This window comes from Bacteroidota bacterium, assembly GCA_030706565.1.
In the GTDB taxonomy this organism is placed as follows: Bacteria; Bacteroidota; Bacteroidia; order Bacteroidales; family JAUZOH01; genus JAUZOH01.
Genome location: JAUZOH010000323.1, coordinates 1 through 4,329, shown reverse-complemented (window position 1 = coordinate 4,329; position 4,329 = coordinate 1). Strand labels below are relative to the sequence as shown.

The 4,329-nt window shown below is 45.1% G+C and carries 3 protein-coding genes; 2 read left to right on the top strand and 1 reads right to left on the bottom strand.

Annotated elements, in window-relative coordinates; translation table 11 throughout:
* The coding region (locus tag Q8907_13360) for an efflux RND transporter permease subunit (protein ID MDP4275259.1) at nt 1-2,635 on the top strand (2,635 nt) is incomplete at its 5' end.
* A gap of 11 nt (nt 2,636-2,646) precedes the next feature.
* Nucleotides 2,647-3,831 carry an efflux RND transporter periplasmic adaptor subunit gene (locus Q8907_13355; GenBank protein ID MDP4275258.1) on the top strand — a complete coding sequence of 395 codons (1,185 nt, stop codon included), beginning with the start codon at nt 2,647-2,649 and terminating at the stop codon, nt 3,829-3,831.
* Between the two features lie 187 nt (nt 3,832-4,018).
* Here the strand turns inward: Q8907_13355 and Q8907_13350 are convergent.
* Nucleotides 4,019-4,329: SAM-dependent methyltransferase (locus Q8907_13350; GenBank protein ID MDP4275257.1), on the bottom strand; the 311-nt coding region annotated here is incomplete at its 5' end.

Below are 4,329 nucleotides of genomic sequence, written 5' to 3'. Positions count from 1 at the left end.
TACCAATACGATTGAAATGGTTAAAAAAGCCAACCAGATATTGCTCAGCAAATTCCCCGAGATTAAACACACCGTTTGTAAGATTGGGTCCGGCGAAATTCCGACCGACCCGACACCTATGGAAACAGGAGATTATATCATTACTTTGAAAAACAAGAGTGAATGGACTTCAGCCAAAAACAAGGAAGAGCTGATCGAGAAGATGGAAGAGGCCCTGGTGCCGCTGGCAGGCGTGAAGTTTGAATTCCAGCAGCCCATCCAGATGCGGACCAATGAGTTGCTTTCGGGTTCCAAACAGGATATTGCCATTAAGATATTTGGTGATGACCTGAGTACTTTGGCTGAAAAAGCTGGGGATGTTGCCAGGATCATCCGGAAAATCGATGGGGTAGAAGATATAAATGTGGAGAAAGTGACCGGACTGGCCCAGGTGCAGATAACCTACAACCGTGACCGCCTGGCTCAATACGGCCTGTCTGTTGATGAGGTGAACCGTGTGTTGCGCGCTGCCTTTGCCGGTAGTCAGGCAGGTGTGGTGTTTGATGAGGAAAAACGCTTCGGACTGGTGGTTCGACTGGATAAGGATTACCGCCAAAACCTGGAAGATGTTAAAAACCTGATGGTTGCCTTGCCCAACGGGGTGCAAGTTCCTTTCGAACAGGTGGCCGATGTTTCCATTCAATCCGGCCCGGCTCAGGTATCAAGGGAAAATACCAAGAGACGGATCACCATTGGTTTTAATGTACGGAACAGGGATGTTCAAAGCGTTATTAAGGATGTTTCTTCAAAAATAGACAAGCAGGTGCAGCTTCCGGCCGGTTATTATGTGTCTTATGGCGGCCAGTTCCAGAACCTGGAGGCAGCGCAGAAAAGATTGTCATTCGCTGTGCCCGTTGCATTGCTCCTGATCTTCGTATTGCTTTATTTTACTTTCCATTCGGTTAAACAGGCCCTGCTTATATATATGGCCGTGCCCCTGGCAACAATTGGCGGTGTATTTGCCCTTTGGATAAGGGGTATGAATTTTTCCATTTCTGCAGGTATTGGTTTTATTGCCCTCTTTGGGGTGGCGGTGCTGAATGGAATTGTATTGATTGCCGAATTTAACCGGCTAGAACAAAAAGGAGTAACAGATATAACCGAACGGGTGCTGAAGGGCCTGCAAACCCGCCTGCGGCCGGTCATCATTACTGCTTCCGTTGCTTCTTTGGGCTTTTTACCTATGGCCTTGTCGACCTCGGCCGGTGCTGAAGTTCAGAAGCCCTTGGCAACAGTTGTAATTGGCGGGCTTATCACGGCAACTTTGCTCACATTGGTTGTCCTGCCTGTGTTTTACATCATATTTTCAACACATTCATTCAGGAAGCTGTTCATAAGAAAGTCTGCAAAGCATTTATCTTTGCTTTTATTGTTGTTTGTTGTTCCTTCATTTTTTAATTGCATAAAAGCCCAGCAGGCCAACCCTATTGATTTGTCCAATGCCATAAAAATGGCATTGGACAGCAATCTTTCCGTACGTTCTTCAGGCTACCAGGTCGATGTTCAGAAAGCTTTGAAAGGCGCTTCCTGGGATATTGGCAAAACAGGCCTGGAAATGGAATACGGGCAGTTTAATTCTTATTCCAGGGACAACAGCTTCACCGTCTCGCAGTCGTTTGCTTTCCCCACGGTCTACCTTAACCAGTCCAGGCTTGCCGGGGCTAATGTGAAGAGCAGCGAATGGCAGTTGAAAGGTTCACAGCTTGAGATTGCAACCCGGGTAAAACAGGTTTACTGGCAACTGGCGTATCTTTATTCGAGGCGAAAATTATTGGCCAGTCAGGACAGCCTGTTTGCAGGTTTCCTGGTGGCTGCGGAAAGGAAGGCTAAAGCTGGCGAGACAAACCGTCTTGATGTAATCACCGCCCGTTCGCAAAGCCTTGAAATTAAAAACCAGCTGCAACAAACATCTGCCGATATAGTCATATATAACCGTAAGCTGCAAGCGCTTTTGAATACCCGTATCCCTATTTATCCTTCGGATACCGTATTGAAGCGGATAAGTTTTATTCCTGTTTGTGACAGTACGGCCATTGCACAGAACCCTGCTTTGGGAAACAGCAGGCAGCAGGTTGAAATATCGCAGCTTGAAACGAAACTTGAGCGCAGCCGAATGATGCCTGATTTCAGTGTCGGGTATTTCAGCCAGACCATCCGGGGCACGCAGGATGTAAACGGGGTGTCCCGCACATTCGGCGCAGGCGACCGTTTTACAGGTATACAGGCGGGAATTGCTGTCCCGCTCTGGTTTGTCCCTCATACCTCGAAAATTAAAGCAGCAAAAATCAATGAAAGCATTGCCCGCAACAATAGCGAACTGTTTGCCAAATCGCTTTCTGCCAATTACCGGGAATTACTTGATGAATATGGCAAGTACTTAGGCAGTGTCGAATATTACGAGCAGCAGGCTATTCCTGAGGCCGATATGATTATCGTGCAGGCGACGGGCAGTTACAAGGCCGGGGCGATTGATTATCTCGAATATATCCTCAGTCTCAACAGGGCTTTGACTATCAGGCAAAATTACCTGGATGCGCTCAACAGCTTTAATCAAACCATCATCAACATTGACTTTATTACGGGTAAAACATTTTAAAATTTTGTATCATGTCAAAATATAGATTTATTTCAAAAATAATATTACCGGTTATGCTCATTGCTTTTGTTTCCTGCAGGGGCGGGAAGAAAGCTGGTGAAGAAACCAAAGAAACCGAAGTGCTTCCTGATGATATTGTTGAGATGCGTGCCGACCAGGTTAAATTTGCCGAAATCAGAACCGGTTCGATAGAAAAGCGTGCGCTGAGCGGCACGCTGAAAGTGAGCGGCACTGTTTCGGTTGCGCCTCAGAACCTGGCATCTGTATGTACACCCATGGGCGGTTTTGTTAAAAATATCAGGCTGATTCCGGGCAGCTTGGTACAAAAGGGCCAGACACTTGCCATTATCGAGAATCAGGATTTTATTGACCTGCAGCAAAAATATCTGGAAAGCACCAGCCAGCTTCAATACAGCGAGGCAGAATACAAGAGGCAGAAGGATCTGTACAGCGGGAATATTAATTCTGCCAAGACTTTTCAGCAAACAACAGCAGATTACAGGAGTCTTAAGGTACAGGTGAAAGCTTTGGGCCAGAAACTGGCTCTTTTGGGCATCAATCCCGCAAAACTGCGCATTGATAACATCAGTCGCAGCATTTGCGTGAAATCGCCCATTTCGGGTTACATTAAGGCCGTGAATGTGAACCTGGGCAAGTTTGTTTCACCTGCCGATGTTTTGTTTGAGGTGGTGAACAGCAGTAAGCTTTTTCTTGAGCTTACCCTGTTTCAGAAGGATGCGGACAAGGTGGCCAGGGGACAGAAGATACATTTCTTCACCAATAATGATGCAGTGCAACACGAAGCTGTGGTTTACCAGACCGGCAAATCGGTTGATTCCGATAAAACCTGTAAGGTTTATGCCAGCGTGACGGGCAATAGCAAAAACGTGCTGCCCGGAATGTATGTGAATGCGGTGATTGATGCCTCCAGTGGCAGGGTAAATGCCCTGCCCTCGGAAGCCGTAGTAACTTTCGAAGACAAGGATTATATTTTTGTTTTTAACAAAGATAAAAAGGAGAACGGCAAATCGTTTACCGAATACCGCATGGTGGAAGTTCATAAAGGTGTCTCCGATAACGGGTATAGTGAAATCATGCTGCCCGAAGGTTTTAACATCAAAACGGCCAAAGTGGTCGTTAAAGGGGCTTACAACCTTTTATCCGCCAAGAAAAACGCCGGTGAAATGAGTTGTTAATCCCGGATAGTATTTTTATCAGGATAGTACTTTCCGGATTAAAATACCGGAATATAATAATTATGCAATTAGCTTTTGTTGCCTTGTTTTGGGCGATGAAAGCTAATTTTTTCATAAAAAATAGCTAATGTTGGTAAAACATCAATATGATTAGCCTATCGGCTGGTTACTCAATTAGGGGTTGGCCTTATTTTATTCTTTTTCCAATATAAAACACGTATCCATAATACTGTTTATACTTTGAATATAACTCTGCCTCATACCTCATATTTGAAATAAAAGCCTCAACGGTCTTATTGCCAGCATATTTTTTCAGAAACATTTCATTTACCGCCTCTTGCGGAGCAATATAATTGTCACTCCAACAATTTTCAGATAGTGCAAAGGCCGCGACAGGAGTATAACCCGTTTTTTGTATTATTAAAATATTATGTCCCATCGTTCCAATTTCAGGAACCGCATCAAGATAATATTTTTCAAGTTCAGCGGGGCGTTCAT